The sequence below is a fragment of the Luteibacter anthropi genome, assembly GCF_011759365.1.
GTDB lineage: Bacteria > Pseudomonadota > Gammaproteobacteria > Xanthomonadales > Rhodanobacteraceae > Luteibacter > Luteibacter anthropi.
This window is the reverse complement of sequence record NZ_JAARLZ010000001.1, coordinates 60,569-80,273: the sequence shown is the minus strand read 5'-3', so window position 1 is coordinate 80,273 and position 19,705 is coordinate 60,569. Positions and strand designations below refer to the sequence as shown.

Annotated in this window: 14 protein-coding genes; 8 read left to right on the top strand and 6 right to left on the bottom strand. The window is 63.3% G+C overall.

Features of this window, described 5'->3' with window-relative positions:
• Nucleotides 1–105: 105 nt before the first annotated feature.
• Nucleotides 106–2,586: a hybrid sensor histidine kinase/response regulator gene (locus HBF25_RS00345; protein ID WP_166945481.1), complete on the bottom strand. Its 2,481-nt coding sequence runs from the start codon at nucleotides 2,584–2,586 to the stop codon at nucleotides 106–108.
• A gap of 55 nt (nucleotides 2,587–2,641) precedes the next feature.
• Nucleotides 2,642–3,451, bottom strand: coding sequence for a BUD32 family EKC/KEOPS complex subunit (locus tag HBF25_RS00340; RefSeq protein ID WP_166945479.1), 810 nt, complete (start codon nucleotides 3,449–3,451; stop codon nucleotides 2,642–2,644).
• Nucleotides 3,452–3,803: 352 nt separating this feature from the next.
• Between HBF25_RS00340 and HBF25_RS00335 the strand changes: the two genes are divergently transcribed.
• The 6 genes from HBF25_RS00335 to lanKC all read left to right on the top strand — a co-directional run bounded on the left by HBF25_RS00335 (nucleotide 3,804) and on the right by lanKC (nucleotide 12,914).
• Complete coding sequence (locus tag HBF25_RS00335) at nucleotides 3,804–4,535, top strand: ABC transporter ATP-binding protein (protein ID WP_166946370.1); 732 nt, start codon at nucleotides 3,804–3,806, stop codon at nucleotides 4,533–4,535.
• Nucleotides 4,532–6,898, top strand: coding sequence for an ABC transporter permease (locus HBF25_RS00330; RefSeq protein WP_166945477.1), 2,367 nt, complete (start codon nucleotides 4,532–4,534; stop codon nucleotides 6,896–6,898). The genes HBF25_RS00335 and HBF25_RS00330 overlap by 4 nt, the downstream gene beginning before the upstream one ends.
• On the top strand, nucleotides 6,841–8,325 hold the full coding sequence (locus tag HBF25_RS00325) for a sigma-54-dependent transcriptional regulator (protein WP_243852907.1): 1,485 nt from the start codon (nucleotides 6,841–6,843) through the stop codon (nucleotides 8,323–8,325). The genes HBF25_RS00330 and HBF25_RS00325 overlap by 58 nt, the downstream gene beginning before the upstream one ends.
• 10 nt (nucleotides 8,326–8,335) lie before the next feature.
• The gene (locus HBF25_RS00320; protein WP_166945475.1) at nucleotides 8,336–9,700 is read left to right on the top strand and encodes a sensor histidine kinase; all 1,365 of its coding nucleotides are present in this window, start codon (nucleotides 8,336–8,338) and stop codon (nucleotides 9,698–9,700) included.
• A 211-nt stretch (nucleotides 9,701–9,911) separates the two neighbouring features.
• Nucleotides 9,912–10,034: a hypothetical protein gene (locus tag HBF25_RS22345; RefSeq protein WP_279588113.1), complete on the top strand. Its 123-nt coding sequence runs from the start codon at nucleotides 9,912–9,914 to the stop codon at nucleotides 10,032–10,034.
• 159 nt (nucleotides 10,035–10,193) lie between these two features.
• Nucleotides 10,194–12,914 (top strand): class III lanthionine synthetase LanKC, encoded by a 2,721-nt coding sequence (gene lanKC / locus HBF25_RS00315; protein WP_166945474.1) that lies wholly within the window; start codon nucleotides 10,194–10,196, stop codon nucleotides 12,912–12,914.
• Here lanKC and HBF25_RS00310 read toward each other — a convergent pair.
• From HBF25_RS00310 to HBF25_RS00300, 3 genes are all read right to left on the bottom strand, one after another.
• Nucleotides 12,911–15,208 (bottom strand): TonB-dependent receptor, encoded by a 2,298-nt coding sequence (locus HBF25_RS00310; RefSeq protein WP_166945472.1) that lies wholly within the window; start codon nucleotides 15,206–15,208, stop codon nucleotides 12,911–12,913. The two genes, lanKC and HBF25_RS00310, sit on opposite strands and share 4 nt — an antisense overlap.
• 42 nt (nucleotides 15,209–15,250) lie before the next feature.
• Nucleotides 15,251–15,610 (bottom strand): DUF2946 domain-containing protein, encoded by a 360-nt coding sequence (locus tag HBF25_RS00305; protein WP_166945470.1) that lies wholly within the window; start codon nucleotides 15,608–15,610, stop codon nucleotides 15,251–15,253.
• A 100-nt stretch (nucleotides 15,611–15,710) separates the two neighbouring features.
• Complete coding sequence (locus HBF25_RS00300) at nucleotides 15,711–16,847, bottom strand: FAD-dependent oxidoreductase (protein WP_166945468.1); 1,137 nt, start codon at nucleotides 16,845–16,847, stop codon at nucleotides 15,711–15,713.
• 103 nt (nucleotides 16,848–16,950) lie between these two features.
• Between HBF25_RS00300 and HBF25_RS00295 the strand changes: the two genes are divergently transcribed.
• Nucleotides 16,951–17,787: an AraC family transcriptional regulator gene (locus tag HBF25_RS00295; RefSeq protein WP_208392349.1), complete on the top strand. Its 837-nt coding sequence runs from the start codon at nucleotides 16,951–16,953 to the stop codon at nucleotides 17,785–17,787.
• Here the strand turns inward: HBF25_RS00295 and HBF25_RS00290 are convergent.
• Entirely contained in the window at nucleotides 17,732–18,622 is an 891-nt protein-coding gene (locus HBF25_RS00290) for an acyltransferase (RefSeq protein WP_166945464.1), read from the bottom strand. The two genes, HBF25_RS00295 and HBF25_RS00290, sit on opposite strands and share 56 nt — an antisense overlap.
• Before the next feature lie 130 nt (nucleotides 18,623–18,752).
• Between HBF25_RS00290 and HBF25_RS00285 the strand changes: the two genes are divergently transcribed.
• Nucleotides 18,753–19,658: a LysR family transcriptional regulator gene (locus HBF25_RS00285; protein WP_166945462.1), complete on the top strand. Its 906-nt coding sequence runs from the start codon at nucleotides 18,753–18,755 to the stop codon at nucleotides 19,656–19,658.
• Nucleotides 19,659–19,705: the final 47 nt, after the last annotated feature.

Genomic DNA, 19,705 nt, shown 5'->3' with positions numbered 1-19,705 from the left:
GGATACCGGCATCGATCCGTGCAGTGGGCACGTAAATGACGTTACATGTAAACGATTACGTCGTTGGGCGCCAAGACCTTCACTGAGGTGAAGGCACGAGGCTTCTCAGGCTGCCGGCCGGGATGGGAAAAGGCGGGCGATGGCACCGGCAAGGCCATCCGAACCATAAGGCTTACCGAGGATCACGGTGCGCGCATCTGCCGTGGCACCGGCGGCATGCGCATGCCCTGTGGCGAAGATGACGGCCAGTTCCGGCTGGATATCCCTCGCACGGGCCGCAAGCTCGATGCCCGACATGCCGGGAAGACCGACATCGGCGATCAGCAGGTCGATGCCCTGACTGGCAAGCAGGTCAATGGCATGGGCGGCATCGCCGGCCTCGCACACATCGTGCCCACGTAGCTGCAGCATTTCGACCACCGTCGTGCGCACCAGCCAGTCGTCTTCCACGACAAGGATGCGCACCCTTGGCGGCGAATGGATCATGGTGAACGTGTGGGCGGGCCGTGCCGCGTTGCGCTGGGCTTGTGCGACAAATACCTGGCGAAGTTTCCTGGCGAGGGTTTCACGTGTATAGGGCTTGCTCAGCAATTCCACGCCTTCGTCGAGGCGTCCGCCATGCACGATCGAGTTTTCCGTATAGCCTGACGTGAAAATCACGGCCATACCGGGAAGTCGCTCGCAGGCCTTGCGGGCCAGCTCGGTGCTCTTGAGTGGGCCAGGCATCACGACATCGGTGAACAGCAGATCGATGGGAATGCCGCTGTCCACGATGGACAACGCGCTGGATGCATCACGCGATTTCAGTACGCGATAACCCAGGTCGACGAGCATGGCGACGACCGTATCGCGTACGGCATCGTCGTCTTCGGCCACCAGGATGGTTTCGTTGCCGCCGGTCACCGGACCCGCATCGATGTCGACGATCACATCTTCCGACTGGGTCGTGCGCGGCATATAGAGCTTCACTGTCGTGCCGTGGCCCGGCTCGCTATAGATGCGGATATGGCCGCCGGACTGTTTCACGAAGCCGTAGACCATCGAAAGCCCAAGGCCGGTGCCCCGGCCTTCCGGCTTGGTCGTGAAGAAGGGATCGAATACCTTGTCGACAATGCCTGCCTCGATGCCGTGTCCTGTGTCGGTGACGGCCAGCAGCACGTACTGTCCTGCGTTCACGTCGTCGAGTGCATCGACATAGTTGGCATCAAGATAGGCATTGCCAGCCTCGATAGTCAGGCGTCCCTGGCCGTCCATCGCATCGCGTGCGTTGATGGCGAGGTTGAGCAACGCGTTCTCGATGTTGCCGGGGTCGATAAGCGTGTTCCACAGGCCGCCGGCGATGATGGTCTCGATCTCGATGGCCTCGCCCAGCGTGCGCCGGAGCAGGTCGTCCATGTCACGGATGAAGCGGCCGATGTTCACCACTTTCGGCGCGAGCGGTTGCCGCCGGCCGAAGGCCAGCAACTGCGAGGCCAGCTTGGAGCCGCGTGCCACGCCTGCCAGCGCATTGGATACACGACGGGCGGCACGCTCGTTGTCACCTACGTCGTCGGCAAGCAATTGCAGATTGCCGCTGATGACCTGCAGCAGATTATTGAAATCGTGCGCCACGCCGCCGGTGAGATTGCCAATGGCTTCCATCTTCTGGCTCTGGCGCAGGGCATCCTGCGTGCGCAGCAGTTCGGCGCTGCGCTGGGCCACGCGCTCCTGCAAGGTGGCGGCGAGATCGGCCAGCTCGGCCTCGGCCCGCTTGCGTTCGGTGATATCCATGGCGATGCCGATATAGCGGCGGCGTGCCCGACCCTCATGGCGCACTACCTCGCCCCGTCTTGCAATCCAGCGGATCTCGCCGGTGACGGGATCGACGCGGCGGTATTCGATGTAGTCGAGCGGATTGCCTTGCTCCAGGCGATGCATGGCGGCCACGGTGCGATCATCGGGGTGCAGGAGCATGTAGAGCATGGTGTCGGTGACGGGTCCATGCTCGGGCAGTCCCCAGATCTGCCGGTACTCGTCGGACACTTCCAGGCGCCCGGTTTCGGGAAACCACTCGAAGGTGCCTACACCGCCGGCCTGCTGGGCGATACGCAGGCGTTGCTCCACCTCTACCCGATGGGTGGTTTCCTTGATCTGTACGAGTACGCAGGCAATGACGCCATCGGCACCAACGATAGGACTGTAATCCAGGTGCAGCCAGACGTCCTCGGGCTCGCCGGTGCGGTTGAGCACCACGTGCTGGTCGCGATAGGAGAGCGTGCCACCCGCCAGCACCGTGTCGAGCACACGCCGGTTGAACGGCGCCACCTCCGGCCAGCCGATGGTGACGGGCTGGCCCAGCACGGAGGGATGTCGCAGCCCTGCGATGGAACGGTAGGCATCGTTGTAGAACAGCACGCCTTCGGTGCCGTGGAACAGCGCCATGGGGGCTTCGGTGCGGAGCATCGACGCCAGGGTGTGGCACAAGGCATCGGGCCAGCTATCCAGCGGGCCCAGCGAGGTGTGTGTCCAGTCCTGCTCGCGAATCAGACGCCCCAGTTCGCGATCGGCAGGCAGGAACCAGGGATAGTCGGTCGGCAGGGAAGACATGCGGCGGGCCTGTGCGGGTCACACGGTTGACCCGCGATGGTAGCGCGCGACGGAGTCAGATAGCGCTATGGCGTACGACGTCGACCAGGGCCAGCCACATGTCGCAGTCGCCATCACTGAGAACGTCCACGAGGATGGCGGCGAGCGCCAGTGTGGCAAAGCCCTTGCGGATGGCACCAATGGCGGCGCCCATCGCCGACGCCTTGCGACCCAGGAAACGCCCTGTACGTTCCAGGAAGCCCAACCTGCTGGCGATGCGATGGACTTCCCGGGCGACCTGTGGCTCGGCCTGGCTTGCCTGCTCGCGGATCAGTTCACTCAGGACATCCATGCGACCCGTGAAATAGGGGCCTACCCCGGTGGTAAAGAGCACCCAGTCCCGCGCCTGGGCCTGGGCGAGGCTCATGATCTCGCTGGGGTCTTCCTCGAAGTCGATGAAGCCGACGCCGGTGTCGCCGACGGTGATGTTCCGGGCGAAGGCCTGTCCCAGGTAACCGCCGTGGCGATGCAGCTCGCCGATGGCATGCACCGTCTGGCGCACGAGGATGTCAGCGTCGTTGGCACTCTTGAGGCGCTTCAGTCGATGAGCGAGGGTGGGACCCATGTCGCTCAGGATGAGGCTGCGAGGGCCCTCGCCAAGAATACGCGGCACCGGCGCACCGCAGGCCCGCAGCGCTTCGAGACGGCGAAGTTCGATTTCCTTGGCCTGCTCGCCGGCATAGCGAGGCGGAGAGCGTAGCGCGGCCAGCTCCAGGCGCGAGGCCAGACCGTTCCAGAGACGTACCATGGCAGGTCTCAGCCAGTTGTCCGGGTCGTAGCGTTTCAACCAGGCGGTGCGACCGCCCAACGAGAATTTCTGCACCATGCGGGGCTCTCCGTACACAGGCTGCCTGCACGGTCACCCGCGTGGCCTGCCTGCGCGCCAAGAAACACCGTGACCCTGCGGTCACGTCCCAACCCCGTAAGCCTAATTCTAAGCTTAGTTTTTGCTTAGATCATCCTTTAGGTTTCTTTTGTAAGAAAATGGTTAAGTCCTGACGTTGTCTGTGCCGGTTCGGCGCATTCACTAAGCGTATTCGGCATATAAGCAAAAACTGCTTTGACGCAGTCTTCGCGGTACCGCGACAACCGACATGATCCGGGCGTAGGCTCTCCCGTACTTGCCTCACCAGCGAGGTCATGCCGTGTTGGCGGAAACCGTCCCCTCCGTCGTCGAGATGCGCGGCATCGGTAAGGTGTTCCATGCCGGTGCGATGGAAAACCACGTGCTGACGGATATCCATCTGGATATCCGTCGTGGCGAGTTCGTTTCCATTGCCGGCCCTTCCGGCTGTGGCAAGACGACGTTGCTGTCGCTGATGGGGCTCCTGGATACGCCGACCCATGGCGAACTGCAGGTCGTCGGGCACGATGTCGCCGGGCTCGGCAGGCATGCCCGTGCGGCGCTGCGCAACGCCTACATCGGCTTCGTCTTCCAGTCGTTCAACCTGCTGCCTGACCTGACCATTGCGGAGAATGTGGAGCTTCCCTTGACCTTCCGGCCGGGCGTGGGCCGACGTGAGCGCATGGAACGGGCGGCCGAGGCATTGGCGAGCGTGGGCATGGCCCATCGCATAAGTCACTTCCCGGCCCAGTTGTCGGGAGGTCAGCAGCAACGTGTCGCGGTGGCACGTGCGCTGGCGGGGGATCCGGCCATCCTTCTTGCAGACGAGCCGACGGGAAACCTCGACCTGCGCAACGGCGAGAACGTGATGGTCCTGCTGGCCCGCCTGCATGCGGCGGGGCGCACCATCTGCATGGTGACGCACGACGAGCGCTTCGGTTTCATGGCCGACCGGGTCGTACGCCTGCTGGATGGGCGCGTCGTCGATGAAAGCACGTTCCAGCAGTTGCGGCGGGAGGCCGAATGCGGCCTAGACGAACGTCGGGCAGCAGAGTCGTTTCTGTGACGAGCCGCCTGCCCGATCTGATCGGCCGCTTGCGCGGTCTTTTCCGTCACCCCGGCTATCTGGCCATGGCGTCGCTTACGCTGGCGCTCGGCGTCGCCGCCATGGTGAGCGCCTTTGTACCTGTCAACGGCTTGCTTCTGAGGCCGCCGCCGTTTCCGAATCACGAACACGTGGCTTTCTACGGCAGGGGAGCAGAATATCGGTCGATATCACCACGGTTGTACAACCTGCTGGCCACGCCTGAGGGTGTACGTTCAACCGGCGTGGCGCGTGTATCCGAAGCGATCAATGTCAGCGTGGGCGAACATATACTTCTGCTGCGCGGGCAACGGGTGAACATGGGCTTTCTCCCGACCCTTGGCGTGATGCCCGAGATAGGTCATCCGTTTTCTGGTGATACAGATGAAACCATGGTTTCGTGGGATTTCTGGCGAACCTGGCTGGAAGCCGATGCGCATGCCATCGGTAGCACGATCCTCATCAATGGACGGCCCTTCCATGTCCGTGGCGTGCTGCCGCCAAGCTACCGGCTTTTTGAGGACGTGGACGTCCTGCTGCCCCTTGGCAATGAGGGCGACGTTGCGGACCACGCTTCCAATCTGATGGCCGTGGCATGGCTTGCACCGGGCACATCCATCGACTCTTTCGCAAGACAGGTCAACCAGGTGGCCACGCGCCATGCCGGAGAACTGGGCATTCCAAAGGATCAGCTTGGTGGCTATGGCGCGACATCACTTGCTGCACAGGTAACGGCATCCTCGCGTCCGACGCTGCTGCTATTCCTCGGATGCGGTGCGCTCGTGCTGCTTATTGCAGGCCTCAATCTGTCCAGCCTCATGCTTGTACGCGCGATGGCCAAGTCGCGCGAAGTGGAACTGCAGGTGGCGCTGGGAGCTCGTGGCTACCGCCTGTGGCTGCCACTTGCCGCAGAAGCAACGCTGATCGGCACATTGGCCGTCACCATGGGGCTGCAACTGGGCGGCTTTCTGGCACACATGTTCACCCGGTTTCTGCCGGGCGCCTGGTTTGCACCGGACGCCCTGGTCAGGATCGACTGGCGTGTTCGACTGTTTGCCGTCGTCGTGGCAATGATCGTGTTGGCCATCGCAACCTCGGGAAGGCCGCTCTATCGACGACCAGAGGGGATATCCAGGCGCCACCATGACGGTGCTCCGCGTAGCGGCGCAGTTGTTGTCCATGCGCGACGCATCGTCGGTACCGCGCAGACGGCACTGGCCACGATCCTGCTCGTGCTGAGCGTGGGCATGATCGTTCGCTGGTGGAACCTGGACCAGGTGCCACTGGGATTTCGTGCGGATCAGGCCCTGCTCTTCGAGGTATCGCCCGATGAGGTTCAGTATCCATCATTGAATGACGTCGTAACCCTGGCCGACCGCCTTCGCCATCACCTGGGGGCCCTGCCGGGGATCGATAGCGTGGGCTTATCCAACCACCTGCCCATAACGGGGCGTTTCATCATGCCCTTCAAGGCAACCGATGGCGGGGTCCAGCACATTCAGTATGCCGTGATCACCCCTGGCGCGATGGAGGCCATGGGCATGGAGATACTGCGCGGACGGCAGCTGGAAGAAGGAGATACGCCGGATACCTTGCCTGTGGCCCTGGTGAACGAGGCGTATCTGCGGGCATTCGGGTCCGATGACGTGGTGAGGCCTGCCTTGCCCGGCGACACGATCGACCCCCTGCATATCGTGGGCGTGGTTGCCGATACGCGGCATGCTGGACCCGACAGGGACCCTGAGCCCACGGTATTCCTTCCGCTGGCGCAGGTGCCGCGCTCTACGTTTACCTTTGCCCGCCGGTTCATGGCGATGCACGTCATCATGCGTGGCCCGGGAGCGTTGACACTCGATGCGACGACGATTGCATCCGTCGTCCACTCCGTGGCGCCTGCATTGGCGGTTTCCGATGTGCGTGCATTGCAAAGCGACATCAATGCGGTACTGGATCCGTCACGCCGTGACGCGGTGCTGTCCACCGCCTTTGCGATGGTGGCCGTGATACTGGCATGCATCGGCCTGTATTCCAGCCAGTCGGTGGACGTTGCGATGCGGCGTGGGGAGTTTGCCATGATGGGAGCCATGGGAGCCACGCCAGGCGATCTGCTGGGCAGGGTGCTTTCCCGGGGCTGCGGACCTGCGTTCGCCGGTGTAGCCATCGGGCTTGCCATCGCCGCCTGGTTGTCCGGAAGGGGATGGATGGATCGACTGACGAGCTGGAAGATCGTGGATACGACCGTCGTGACCTTTGTAAGCCTGGTCATGGTTTTGCTGACACTCGCTGCATGCGGAATCCCGGCGATGAGGGCTGCCCGGATCGATCCGCTTCATGTAATCCGCTGACAAACGTCCTGCCAACCAAAAGCCAAAAGCCAAGAGACAGGAGTATGCGAATGACTGGTCCGGATCACAGCCTGCCTGTCCTTGTCGTGGATGACCATTCCGATGTGCGACTGGCGATGCATATCCTCCTGCGCACGGAAAACATCCCGTCCGTCCAGGTCGAGTCCCCTGCCGCTGCCCTGGCCGCCGTGGCTTGCTCCGCATTTTCCTGTGCCGTGCTTGACCTCAACTACGGCGCCGATACCACGTCCGGTCATGATGGCCTCGCACTGGTTGCGAAGCTGCGCGAAACCTATCCGGAGCTGCCCTTGCTGGTCATGACCGCATGGGGAAGCGTGGATATCGCCGTAAAGGCGATGCAGCTCGGCGCGGCGGATTTCATCGAAAAGCCGTGGAACAACATGCGGATGCTGCAATCGGTAAGGAACCAGATCGCGCTGGGGCAGATGCGGGACGAAAACCAGAGGCTCAGGAGCGAAGCCGCCCTGTCGAGGCAGGACAATGATGTCCTGCGAGTTTGTGAATCGTCGTCGATGCGACGAGTGGTCGACCTGATATACAAGGTCGCCACTACGCACTCGAACGTACTTCTGCTAGGTGAGAATGGCACGGGAAAATCGGTATTCGCCAGGGAAATTCATTCCCTGTCGCCGCGTGCCGAGCAGGCGGTCATACGCACCGATATGGGGAGCCTTCCCGAATCACGCTTCAATGAAGACATGTTCGGCGAAGACAAGCCCATGTCGCGGCCGGGGCGATTCGAGCTGGCACATCAGGGTACGCTCATCATGGAGGAGGTGGGGAACATTCCCATATTTCACCAGGTGAAACTTCTTCGTGTCCTGGAAGAAGGCGAGCTGGAGCGCGAGGGGTCGGCCCGAACGCGCAAGGTGGATGTCCGTGTCGTATCCACAAGTAATGCGGACCTCGAGGCGGCGATTCGCGCGAACCGCTTCCGCCGTGACCTGCTCTACCGCCTGAATGCCATGCAGGTGAGGTTGCCTCCTCTGCGAGAACGCGTCGAGGATGTGATACCACTGGCCCGGCATTTTCTGCTACGTGAATGCCGCCGCCTGGGACGATGCGCGATGATCTTTACTCCGTCGGCGGAACGCCTGATGCGCGGCTATCACTGGCCGGGAAATGTGCGCGAGCTCGAACACTCCATCGAGCGTGCCGTACTACTGGCCAGTCATGACGAAATCGATTCCACCGTACTTTCGCTTACCACGCCACCCAATGAGTCGCCACTCCTGCTCGACAGGCTCACCCTTCCCGAAGCGGAAGAGATGCTCATTCGTAATGCACTGGAGCGCAACGATCATAATCTCCAGCGTGCAGCCGACGCCTTGGGCATTTCCCGGCAGGCATTGTATCGTCGCATCGACAAGATGAAGTCCAGGGGCCACTTCGAGCAGACCGGGTAACGGACGCCACATGCCTGATTCCACGGGAGTAGCCACGGCATCCGCGATGCATCCTCGCCTGCTTCGCCGCCGGGCCAAGGTCTGGGCAGGTTGTTTCGCGGCTCCGCTGGCCGTGACAGGGTTTCTGCTTGCGCTGTGCGACGAGCTGTCGTTTGCGACAAGGCTGGGCCTTCTCATCACGGGGCTATCCGGCTCCCTGCTGGTGGGCCGCCTGCTCGGTGGACGATTGCTCTCCTCGCTGGCGACGGCTTTCGATCTCCTGGCGTCATTACGGGAAGGTGATTACGGCTTGCGTGGGCATGTCCGATGGCGGCGTGACCCGCTCCAGGTACTGGTTGCCGACATCAATGCCCTGTCGGATGAGTTACGGCAGGGTCGCCGAAAACGAACGGAAGCCTCGCGATTTCTCGGCAAGACTCTCGTAGCCCTCAACAGTGCCGTGTTCGTTATCGACGACGCAGGCGCGTTGCGCCTGATCAATCCTGCGGCCCGTCGCCTGCTGCGCGCAGAACGCACGGCGGTGGTCGGGCGCGATGCCGCCGAACTGGGGCTGGGTCCGGTGCTGGCAGCAGCGGACGACACAATCGTCAATCACCAGTTCCCTGCGGGAAAGGGGCGCTGGGCCGTTCGTCGTGCATCCTGGTACAGCGATGGAAGAGGACACACCCTGGTCATGCTCCACGACCTGAGCGCGGCACTGAGCGAGGAAGAGCGCCGCGCCTGGCAGCGTCTGATCAGGGTGCTGAGTCATGAACTGAACAATTCGCTGACACCGATCGGCTCGCTGGCTGGAAGCCTGGCCGTACTGCTGGAAAAAGAATCGGCGGAGATGGCGCGGCAGCCTCTGCTTGATGGCCTGGACGCCATAGGGCGCCGCGCTGCGGCCTTGGCGAGGTTTCTTTCGGGATACGGGCGGCTTGCGCGCCTGCCTCCCCAGCAGCGCACGCGATTCAGGCTCGACGAACTGCTTCATCGGGTTGTACGACTCGAGCACCGGCTGGGCATCGACATCGCCGGATCGCGCCCGGTGACCATCGAGGGCGACGAAGATCAGCTCGGCCAGGTTTTTGTGAACCTGTTGCGCAATGCGGTCGAGGCAACCCTGGCCAGGGTTGCCGAAGGCCGTGTGTGGGTGGACTGGCAGGTGGATGTGGACGATGTACTGGTGACGATAGACGACGAGGGCGTGGGTTTACCTGCCAGCGACTGCCTTTTCGTTCCCTTCTTCACCACGAAGCCCGAGGGATCGGGTATTGGCCTGAGCCTGAGTCGCCTGATCATCGAAGCCCACGGGGGTACGGTGGAACTACGCTCCAGGCATGGGGCACCTGGTGCGCAGGCGCTGATCCGCCTGCCCTACGGCATGGCCTCCTGAGCGTCCGCTTGCGGACGGAAGTGTCCATTCGCGGACATGCGCCGTGACCGCTTCCGGCCAGGTGCCGAAGAAAGTCACGCGCAAGGGCCGAAAGCCGCTGATTTTCGCCTCCCGGGCGTTGCCGCTACACGTCGCCGATACGTACATTTCCCCCACGCCCCGGTCTTCCCACGGGGCGTACGGGACGATATCGACATGGAGGACATAGAACATGAATCAGTCATTGGAAGATCTGGTGAAGGGACTGCAGATGCTCAAGGAACCAGAGTCCCAGCAAGCGTTCATCACCGATACCAGCAACATCGGAAGCACGTCCAGCACCGCGGGATGCTGAACATGCCCGTCCAGGGAATGGGCAGGTGATGGAAGGCCGGGATCAGCGAGCGTCATGTCGATCGATATCGTCTGAGTCCGGGAAGGCGGCACGTGGAGGAAGGGGTCCGGCCTTTCTTCCACGTGCCGGTAGTGTTGGGGTAAACGGAAATGGATGGTCATGGAGCAGCGCATCGATTTTTCACCCTTTATAGGTGTCGACAGGGAATATTTCGACGCGCCGGGATACCGGGTGGCACAGGACGAGGACTTTATCGATCCGGTACGCGCGCAGATCGCCCGCCGTCGCCGTCGCACTGTTCCCGTGATGCGCGTCCGGCGCTGGGAGCTTGAACGTTCCGGTATCTGGATGCATTGCCGGCCCGAGGGCATCGTCCTTCCTGCGCAAGGATGGAAAATCCACGTGTCCTCGGTAGAGGCCACCTCACGGATTGTCCTGTCCATCGTGACCGCCCTGCTCGTGGAGCGTGGCGTTGCCTTCAAGTTCGCTGCGGACCTGCGTTTCCTGCGGGTCATCAACGGCAAGCGCTGCTCGCGCTCGGCCTCGGGCAAGTTCATCACGATCTATCCCTGCGACGTGCACGAATTTCGTAGCGTCATGGAAGACCTGTACTCGTCACTATCGGGTTACGTAGGCCCTTGCGTGCTCACGGATCGAGGGTATCGGGATTCGCGTGTACTGCATTATCGCTATGGCGGCATTCGCTCGGACTTTCGCATTCGCGCTGACGCGCGCCGGGAGTGGCTGCTCACGGCACCCGACGGTAGTAAATTGCTCGACGCGCGGGCCCCCTGTTACTGGCTACCGGACTGGCTGAAAGACCCCTTTGGCGAAGACCCTTCGGGAGCCTCGACCGCTGAGATTGCCATTGGCGGCGGTCGATTCCGCGTTCACAAGGCATTGGCCTTTTCTGCCGCCGGCGGTATTTACCTTGCGGACGATCTGCACAGCGGCAAGCGCGTGGTCGTCAAGGAGGCGCGGCCTTACGTCGGTGAAGGCACAGGTGCGACGGCAACCCTACGCAAGGAGTTCCGGTTGCTTCGCCGACTGGCCTCCCTGGATGTGGCGCCGCAACCCTACGCCCACTTCCGGGACTGGGAGCACACTTTTCTGGTGGAGGACTACCTGGAGGGTGACACCCTGCGCAGCTGGCTGGTAAAGAGGTATCCATGGCTGAAGTGCCGCGCAACCCGCGCCGATGTCACCGAGTACCTGCACGAGATCTGCAAGGTGTTCACTCATCTGGCAGAAGCGATGGCGAAGGTACATGCCGAGGGTATTTCCATCGGCGACCTGTCCTCTGAAAACTGCATCGTCGATGCAGGAGGCGGGGTACGATTCATTGATCTTGAAGCGTCGATCGAACACGGCATGGACGAGCCGGTCGATTTGCGCACGCCCGGCTTTGCGTCGGTGTCACCGCAGCGCACGGACCTCGCGTCAGCGATGTCCGAAGACTACTATGCATTCGGCGCCAACCTCCTGGCCGCGGTGATCCCGGTAAACGCCATGATGTACCTGGATACCGGCGCAGCATCACGCTTCGTGGTGATGATGGTGCGTGACATGGGGTATCCCGCCGCACTGGTCGACCTTGTAGCCGATCTGACCGCCGTGAACGCAGCGAGGCGGCCGCGCCCGCAAGATGCCATGGTTCGTTTGCGGGAAGCCGTCCTGCAGATGGACGATGGCAACCTGCCGGTACCTCATCGCAGCGTTGAGTATCCTCCGGTTTGCGATCCGACATCCGAACTGCTTCGTTTCATCGGCGCACGCGCCGCTGAAGCCCGGCCTGATCGATTCGTGCCCGCCGACATCGGCGTTTTCGAGACCCATCCCTGGGGCATCGCTCATGGAGCGGCGGGTGTGATTCATGCCTGCCGGGAGATTTCAGAAAACACGCCGGTGGAGTGGCAGAACTACCTGATCGATGGAGTCTCGCAGGCTCGCGATCGTGGCGCCAGCCTGATGGCCGGCGACACGGGTATTGCCTGGGTCCTGTATGAGCTGGGTGAACGGGCACTCGCCGACACCTTGATGGATAGCATGTCGACGCGAGCGCCTGCCTCATGGGGCGATTATGGGTTGCACGACGGGCTTGCGGGATGGGGGTTGGGTCGCATCAAGGCCTGGCATGCGACTTCGCACGCTGCCTTCCTTGACGAGGCAAGGCAAGCTGGAAGCGCGTTACTGCAAGCGGCAATAAGGAACGAACAGGGCATGTACTGGCCTGCGGGTGAGCAGCAGCCGGTGGGACTGGCACGTGGGGCCTCGGGTATCGCCTTGTTCCTCATGCATCTGCATGTCGCAACCGGTGATCAGGAATTCATGACGGCAGCACAGGCAGCGGTTGCTTTCGACTTCGCCCAGCGTCGCCTGAATCCCGACGGTGACCCTACCTGGCCCGTAGCCCTGGGGCGCCCGGTAACCCAGCCCTATCTTGCGCATGGTACCGCTGGCATCGTTGCCGTCCTGGCGCGCATGTACGCGGTCACGGGCGAGCAGTGCTATCAGGACATGGTGCTCACGGCGGAAGCGGACCTGTTCCGGCACCACGCCATCCATCCCGGCCTTTTCGAGGGACTCGCCGGTATCGGTGAAACCCTTCTGGACCTGGCGGCCTTCTTCCCCGAGCGTTCGGATATCTATCTGCGTGAAGCCCGCAAGCTCGCCAATGGCATCGAGCCGTTCCTCGTGCGCAGGCCTGACGGGCTGGCTGTCCCGGGCGCGCGCCTGCTGCGGCTCAGCTGCGATTTCGCCACGGGCAGTGCGGGCGTGGCGAAATTCTTCCATCGCTTCAGGCATGGTGGCCTTGCATCGTTCATGCTCGACGAGCACCTGCCGGCCATGGCCGGTGCCCGCAGGCTGGCAGCCGCCTAGAGCCGGAACTTCGCTTCCATCAGGTAAGTCCGCGATGGATACGGGTAATAGACGTAATAACGGCGGTTAGTGAGGTTGTCGACACCGGCACCCAGTTCGACGTGCTCGCTGATCTTCCAGTTCAGCTTGGCATCGAAGGTGAGGAAATCACTGGCGCCTCCGAAGGTATCCGGGTTGATATCACTGTGGTCCAGCGTGTTGTACTGCCTGCCGGAGTAGCGTCCGGCCAGCGTGAGGCCGACTCGCTCACTGGCATGCCAGGTGGCCACGATGTTCGCGCGCCAGCGGGGGATACGATAGAACTGCTTGCCTATCGAGGCCGGGTTCTGCGGATTGCGCACCGTGGTGGCCTGCGTATAGGCGGCATTCGCCGTCAGATCGAGCCACGGCCAGAACACACCCGTGCCATCGTAGCTGGCTTCCGCGCCCCGGGTGCGCACCAGCGAAACGTTCTGCACGTTGGTCACGTTGGGGAAGACGGTGGTATCGGTCTGGCTGAACAGTGTATTGCGGGTATCGCTGCGGAACAGGGTGAAGCGCGTCACGCTATTGCCTCGATACCACTGTGCAGAGAGTTCGCGGGACAGGTCGTTCTCGGGCTTCAGGTAGGGGTTGTTGTTGATAAGCGAGATACCGTTGAACGTTCCCTGGAACAACTCACTCACCGTGGGGAAGCGATAGGCCCGCGCGCCGGACAGACGAAGGGTCAGCGAATCGGTAGCGGCGTAACTCAGCGATAGCTTGGGCGAGGTATGCGATTCCTTGCGCTCCGGATAACCCGTGCTGGCAGTGGCGGTGGAACGCGTACCCCCGAAGGCACGCCATTGTTCGTAGCGGGCCCCGGCCACCAGCCGCCAGCGCTCGTCCAGTTGCCAGGCATCCTGCAGGTACATCGCCTGTGTCTGTGTGCTGCCACCATTACCTCCCGTGAAGGCGCCGCTGCCGCCATCGCGCCACTGCGCCAGCGCGTAGTTACCGGTGCGCAGCAGATAGCCGTCGTAGTGGTAACCGAAACTTACCGTATGCGTGTTCGGCCCCTGCGTATCGGGCGTGTGGCTCGCCCGCAGGTCGAACGTGCGCCAGCGGCTGCCGTCGCCCGCGGTGAGCAGGCCGGGGCCGTTGTCGGTGAATGCCGAGGCGACACGGTCGCGGTTGCGGTCCATGTCGAAGTAGGAGGCATTGCCCTCGATATTCCAGCCGGTATCGCGATGCGTGCCCAGGGACACCCCATAGAGATAATTGCGGCTCTGGCGCGTGCTCGGTGCAAAGAAGTTGGCAGGCAGCGTATACGTGCGGCCGCCGATGCTTACCGGGCCGGACCATACGGGTTGTCCGGCGGCATCGCGAAGGAAGGTGTCGGTGCGATGCGAGAGATCCTGGCTCCAGTATCCGGCGGTCACGCCACCGGTCAGTTCCGGCGTGAAATCGTAGGTCAGGCGCAGGTGGGCTTCGTCCTGGCTGGTGGCTTCCTGCCCTTCGCTGTTGATCCCCACGACCTGGCGCGGCAAGCCGTTCGCGCCCGTGTCGCCGATGGCGCCGGTGACGGGAGTCAGCGTCCCTTGACGCGTCGAGAGGTTTTGTGTGGCGTAGACCAGCGGTTGTCCGTTCGATTGCAGGTGCGATACGCCGATGAGGAAGGCAACGCGTCCCACGCGGTCGCCGAAGGTTGCACTCTGCCGGCTGCCTCCGTAGTTACGGTTCAGCCCGTAGCTGTCCACGTGTTGCGTAAAGGCCTGCACCTCGCCCGTGGCTTCCAGCGTGTCGGGCATGCGGGTGCTCATCACCACCGTGGCGCCGATGGAATTACCTGGATACAGCGCGGAATAGGCGCCGTAGATCACGTCCACGCGAGCCAGGTTGTCCGGAAAGGTCATCGACCAGCGCGGCGGATTCGACCAGCTGTTGCCCAGCAGGTTGGAGAGCAGCAGGCCATCGAGATACACCAGGCCGCGCGCGCTTTGCTGGTTGCTGGTGCCGCGTACGGAGAACGTGGCGTTCTCGTCACCGATGAAGCGCTTGCGGATGCCGAAGGCCGGTAGGTATTTCAATGCGTCTTCGGCGTTCACGGCATTGAGCCGGTCGAGCTTGTCGGCCGTGATGGTTTCAACGGCGGCAGGCATGTCCGGATCGATGGCACGGTCCTGCCTGGCGGCGGAAACCCTCACCTCGCGCAGGTTCGTCGCGTTCTGGGGTGTATCGGGCGCATCTGCCGCATGAAGTGCAAACGTCGTGGTGCAAAGGGCGCAGGCAATGGCGCGCGCAAGCGCGCGGCCATCGTGGGCGAGGATGGTCATGACTGGGGTCCGGGAAGTGGTCGGGCGGCGGATCGGTAGCGATCAGGCAGTCACGACGACGGGCGGTCCCCGGGGATGGGTCGGAAAGAAGCTGGCGGTGACGGCGCGTGGCAACGGGGGGCCGGCGGTTTCCACCGGGCCGGCGATGAAGGGCACCCCGGCGACGAACGCGCCGCCGCCCAGCGTCGGTGTGCTGGCAAACAGGGTGCAGTAACCGCAGGCGGCGTCTTCGTCCGTATGCGCGGCAGCACCATCCTCGTGATGATGGCCCACCGGCTCGCACCAGGCACCCAAGTCGGGCAGGGCAAACGCCGCTGCGGCGGTCCGCGAGACCGTCGGGGCGAGCACGGTCAGCCAGACGGCGACGAGCGCCATCCACAGCCAGCCGCGTTTGCCTGTCATGCCACGACGCACCCGGGCGCCCCTTTGTAAAACCCTGGACATGGGTCAAGGGATGATGGCACGAACGACATCCGGGCCGCTGCGGCACGGTGTCGCGTGATCAGGTGGTCTTGCCCAGCAGCCTGTCCATGCCGGCCACCGACACAGCGATCGCCTCATCCGCCCTGCGCCTCATCTCCGCCTCGTAGCGATCCAGGGCATGGGTAAGCCCATAAGGGTTCGCCGGTGCACCGGCAAGGCATGCGGCCAGGGCGACTGCATCTTCCAGCGCCATGTTCGCGCCCCGTCCGCCCGCAGGGCTCATGGCATGGATGGCATCGCCGAGCAGGGTTGCCCGCCCCCGTTTCCAGCGGACGTCGGTACGGCCCGTGCGTACCGGTGCGATGGCGATATCCGACGGCCCGCTACCGCACATCACGCTGCGGAGGGTGGGATGCCATGCATGCGTGATTCGTTCGATGGCCACAGGTACGTCGCCTGCCAGTGCGGCGGACAGGTCCAGGCGTTCGCGCGTGGTGAGCAAGGCCCAGTAGAGATAATCGTCCACCGGCGACACGGTATCGGGCAGGTCATGGCGAAAGCGCATGGCTTCGATGATCGCCGCGCAATCCTGGGCGAGGATGATGCGAGTGCCATCCATGAGGGCCTCGTGCGCATGGGGGGTGGATCTGCCGTAGAGACAGACGGCATCCGTAAGCGTTGGCGTTGCCTCAGGGGCGAGCATCGTCCGCACACGCGAATGCACGCCGTCGGCGCCGACGAGTACATCGGTCGTCACGCTCGTGGTGTTGTCAAAGGCGACACGCACACGCCCATCATCCAGCGTGTCGTATCCAGCGAAAGCGTGCCCGAAATGCACCCTGTCGCGGATGCCGGTCATGAGTACCTCGCGCAGGCTCTGCCGGTGGATACCGAGATCGCTTTGTTCCTCGTCGTCCTGCCAGCTATCCGGCCGCTGTGCATTTATGGGCTGTAACTGCGTGTCCAGTATCTGCCCGGGCGACGTGGCCAGCGATGCCGTGAGGCGAAGCGCATGGTCCATGGCAGGTGTCAGGGACTTCGCCAGCGCACGCTGCCCCGCTGCATCGATCCTGATGCGATATCCTTGCGTCCGTTCGTTCGCCGAACCATCACGCTCGTAGACGTCGCAGCGGATACCTGCCCGGGTCAGCGCCTGGGCGAGGCAAAGCCCGCCAGGTCCGGCGCCTACGATGGCAACGTGGAATGCATCGTTCATGCACAGCGGTTCCGTGAAATGAGGCGTGAACGGTGACATGGCAGTCGCGCGCGGCGGTAACGAAGCGCGGACGACAACTGTTGGAAACCGGCCAGGGTGCGCGATGACGGATCACAGTGAACGTGTCGATGGTCCTTCGCTGATCGTCATCGCAGGCGATGCGTCGGCGGACAACGAATATCGCCTGGGTACGCGCGAATACGACTGGCATGCCCATCACCGCGGCCAGTTGCTCTGCGTCGAGACCGGGCTGATCCATGTGCAGGCGGAAGAGGGCACATGGTTGCTTCCACCGCATCGTGCTGGCTGGATTCCTCCTGGTGTGCGCCATCAGGTTCGCGTTACGGGCGCCCTGAGCGGATGGACGATCTTCGTGGCCCCGGCCGCCTGTGCGAGCCTGCCTGTGGCACCGTGTGTGATCGGTATCAGCGAGGTGCTGGCTGTCCTGGCCCATCGCGCGGCGAGCTGGGAGAAAGCCCGGCCGCTGGCGGCAGATGAAGAACACATCGCACAGGTCATCTGCGACGAGATCGGCCGCGCACCGCACGAATCGCTCAACCTGCCCATGCCACGCGATGCGCGCCTGCTGCGTGTGGCACACGCCATACTCGAAGATCCGGGCCGCGAGCGGGTGCTCGACGAGTGGGCCGCGCTGGCGACCATGTCCGAACGGTCATTGCGTCGTGCCATGCGGGCGGAAACCGGCCTGGGTTTCGCACAGTGGCGCCAGCAGGCGCAGCTGCTGCATGCACTGGACCGCCTTGCGCAGGGCGATGCCGTAGCTGTCGTGGCCGATGCGATGGGCTATGCGTCGCCCAGCAATTTCATCGCAATGTTCCGCAAGGCCCTTGGGGTAACGCCGGGACAGCTGGCAGCAAGGACGCCTACTTCGCCAGCATCGCCGCAATCCGTGCATCCTTCTCGGCCCACAGATCGTTGATCCACGTCTGGAAACGCTCGCGAAAGGCCGTGTCGTTCTCGTAATCGCCACGCATCGCGGCCGGAATGGGCAGGCGACGCGCGTGGATGCGCACCTCGCGGATACGGCCGGCAATCATGTCCATCATCGTGCTCGGGCCATCGGGATACACGATGGTGACGTCGAGGATGTCGCGGATAGCCTCGCCCATGGCATCGATGACGAAGGCAACGCCGCCCGCCTTGGGGCGCAGCAGGTAGCGGTACGGCGATTGCTGTGCGTCGTGCTTGGCGGGAGTGAAACGGGTGCCTTCGGTGAAATTCATGATCGCCACCGGCACCTGCCTGAACTTCTCGCAGGCTTTACGGGTGGCCTCGCGGTCCTTGCCGCGCAGCTCCGGCCGGGCTTCCAGCTGCTGGCGCGAATGGCGCTTCATGAACGGAAAATCCAGCGCCCACCATGCCGGCCCCAGCAGGGGCACCCAGATCAGCTCGCTCTTCAGGAAGAAGCGCATGAACGGAATACGACGGTTGAACACGTTTTGCAGGGCGGGGATATCCACCCAGCTCTGGTGATTGCAAACCACGAGAAAATTCTCACGCGGCCCAAGGCCTTCCGTGCCTTCCACGATCCAGCGGGTCCGCGTGAAGGCACCGAACATCCAGCTGTTGAAGCCAAGCCAGCTCTCGGCGATGCCCACCAGCACGGCGGCGCAGAGGCGGCGCACGGCCGGTAGCGGGACCAGCAGGCGCACGGCGGTCAGGACGAACAGCGGCACCACATGCAGCACCGTGCTGACGAACAGCAGCAGGCAGGCGAGGGGGATGCGCAGGACGGCAGGGAGCGAGGCGAGCATGGGATTGGCTGAAATCGATGAAGGTTCAGTTTACTTGGTCCGTGGCCCCGTTCCGTGAGCGGGGCCAGGACTATTGACGCTACGCCAGGTGACGAGGATCTTTCATGACTCCTGATCACGAGTCTTTGCCATGCCTGCCGATGGCCGCCTGCTGGGCAACCTGAGCGTGCTGGTCTCCGTCGTGGAGACCGGCAATTTTGCCCGCGCCGCAGATGCGCTGGGACTGTCACCCTCGGGTGTCAGTCGCGCCGTCGGCCGCCTCGAAGCACGCCTGGGCGTGCGTCTGCTCCACCGGACGACCCGCTCGGTGACGCTGACCGACGAGGGCCAGCGCCTTTATGCCCAGGTGGGTCCCCTGTTGTCCGGCATCGAGGATGCGGCCTTTTCGGCGGCGGGCGACGGCCAGACAGTGCGCGGCCGCCTGCGGGTGAGCGTCGATCCGATGTTCTCGGCCCAGATCCTGGCGCCCCGCCTGCGCAGCTTTCTCGACCAGCACCCGCACCTGGAACTGGAAATCGTCACCCGTGACGAGCTGGGCGACCTGATCTCCGACGGCATCGACGTGGCGGTGCGCTTCGGCGTGCCGCCGTCGTCGTCGCTGGTGGGCCGCAAACTGCTCGATACCCGCGTGCTTACCGTGGCGACGCCAGGCTATCTCGCCAGCCACGGCCGGCCCGCCACGCCGAAGGATCTGATCGGCCATCACTGCATCCAGTTCCGTGACCCCGTGACCCGGCGCCCGTTCGACTGGGAATTCCATCGCAAGGGCAAGATCGTCACGGTGGAGACCACCGGTCCGGTGCTGGCGACCGACTCCGGCACCATGTACGCCTTGTGCGTGTCCGGCGTGGGCATCGCCCAGATACTTGAGCTGAGCATGCGTGACGCGCTGGCCGATGGCCGCATCGTGGAGCTGTTTCCCGACTGGGCCGAAGAGACCTTCCCGCTTTATGCCTTCTACCCCTCGCGCCGCAACGCGCCGCCCAAGGTGCGGGCCTTCGTGGATTTCTGCGTGGGGCTGGCCGCTGCGCCATGATGTCGAGATAGCCTGCCGCCGTTCGACGTACCGTATGAAGGGCCACG

Coding starts and splice junctions, on each gene's coding strand:
- HBF25_RS00345 (WP_166945481.1), bottom strand. CDS start 2,586: ATGTCTTCCCTGCCGACCGACTATCCCTGGTTCCTGCCTGCCGATCGC.
- HBF25_RS00340 (WP_166945479.1), bottom strand. CDS start 3,451: ATGGTGCAGAAATTCTCGTTGGGCGGTCGCACCGCCTGGTTGAAACGC.
- HBF25_RS00335 (WP_166946370.1), top strand. CDS start 3,804: ATGCGCGGCATCGGTAAGGTGTTCCATGCCGGTGCGATGGAAAACCAC.
- HBF25_RS00325 (WP_243852907.1), top strand. CDS start 6,841: ATGCGGAATCCCGGCGATGAGGGCTGCCCGGATCGATCCGCTTCATGT.
- HBF25_RS00320 (WP_166945475.1), top strand. CDS start 8,336: ATGCCTGATTCCACGGGAGTAGCCACGGCATCCGCGATGCATCCTCGC.
- HBF25_RS22345 (WP_279588113.1), top strand. CDS start 9,912: ATGAATCAGTCATTGGAAGATCTGGTGAAGGGACTGCAGATGCTCAAG.
- lanKC (WP_166945474.1), top strand. CDS start 10,194: ATGGAGCAGCGCATCGATTTTTCACCCTTTATAGGTGTCGACAGGGAA.
- HBF25_RS00310 (WP_166945472.1), bottom strand. CDS start 15,208: ATGACCATCCTCGCCCACGATGGCCGCGCGCTTGCGCGCGCCATTGCC.
- HBF25_RS00305 (WP_166945470.1), bottom strand. CDS start 15,610: ATGACAGGCAAACGCGGCTGGCTGTGGATGGCGCTCGTCGCCGTCTGG.
- HBF25_RS00300 (WP_166945468.1), bottom strand. CDS start 16,847: ATGAACGATGCATTCCACGTTGCCATCGTAGGCGCCGGACCTGGCGGG.
- HBF25_RS00295 (WP_208392349.1), top strand. CDS start 16,951: ATGACGGATCACAGTGAACGTGTCGATGGTCCTTCGCTGATCGTCATC.
- HBF25_RS00290 (WP_166945464.1), bottom strand. CDS start 18,622: ATGCTCGCCTCGCTCCCTGCCGTCCTGCGCATCCCCCTCGCCTGCCTG.
- HBF25_RS00285 (WP_166945462.1), top strand. CDS start 18,753: ATGCCTGCCGATGGCCGCCTGCTGGGCAACCTGAGCGTGCTGGTCTCC.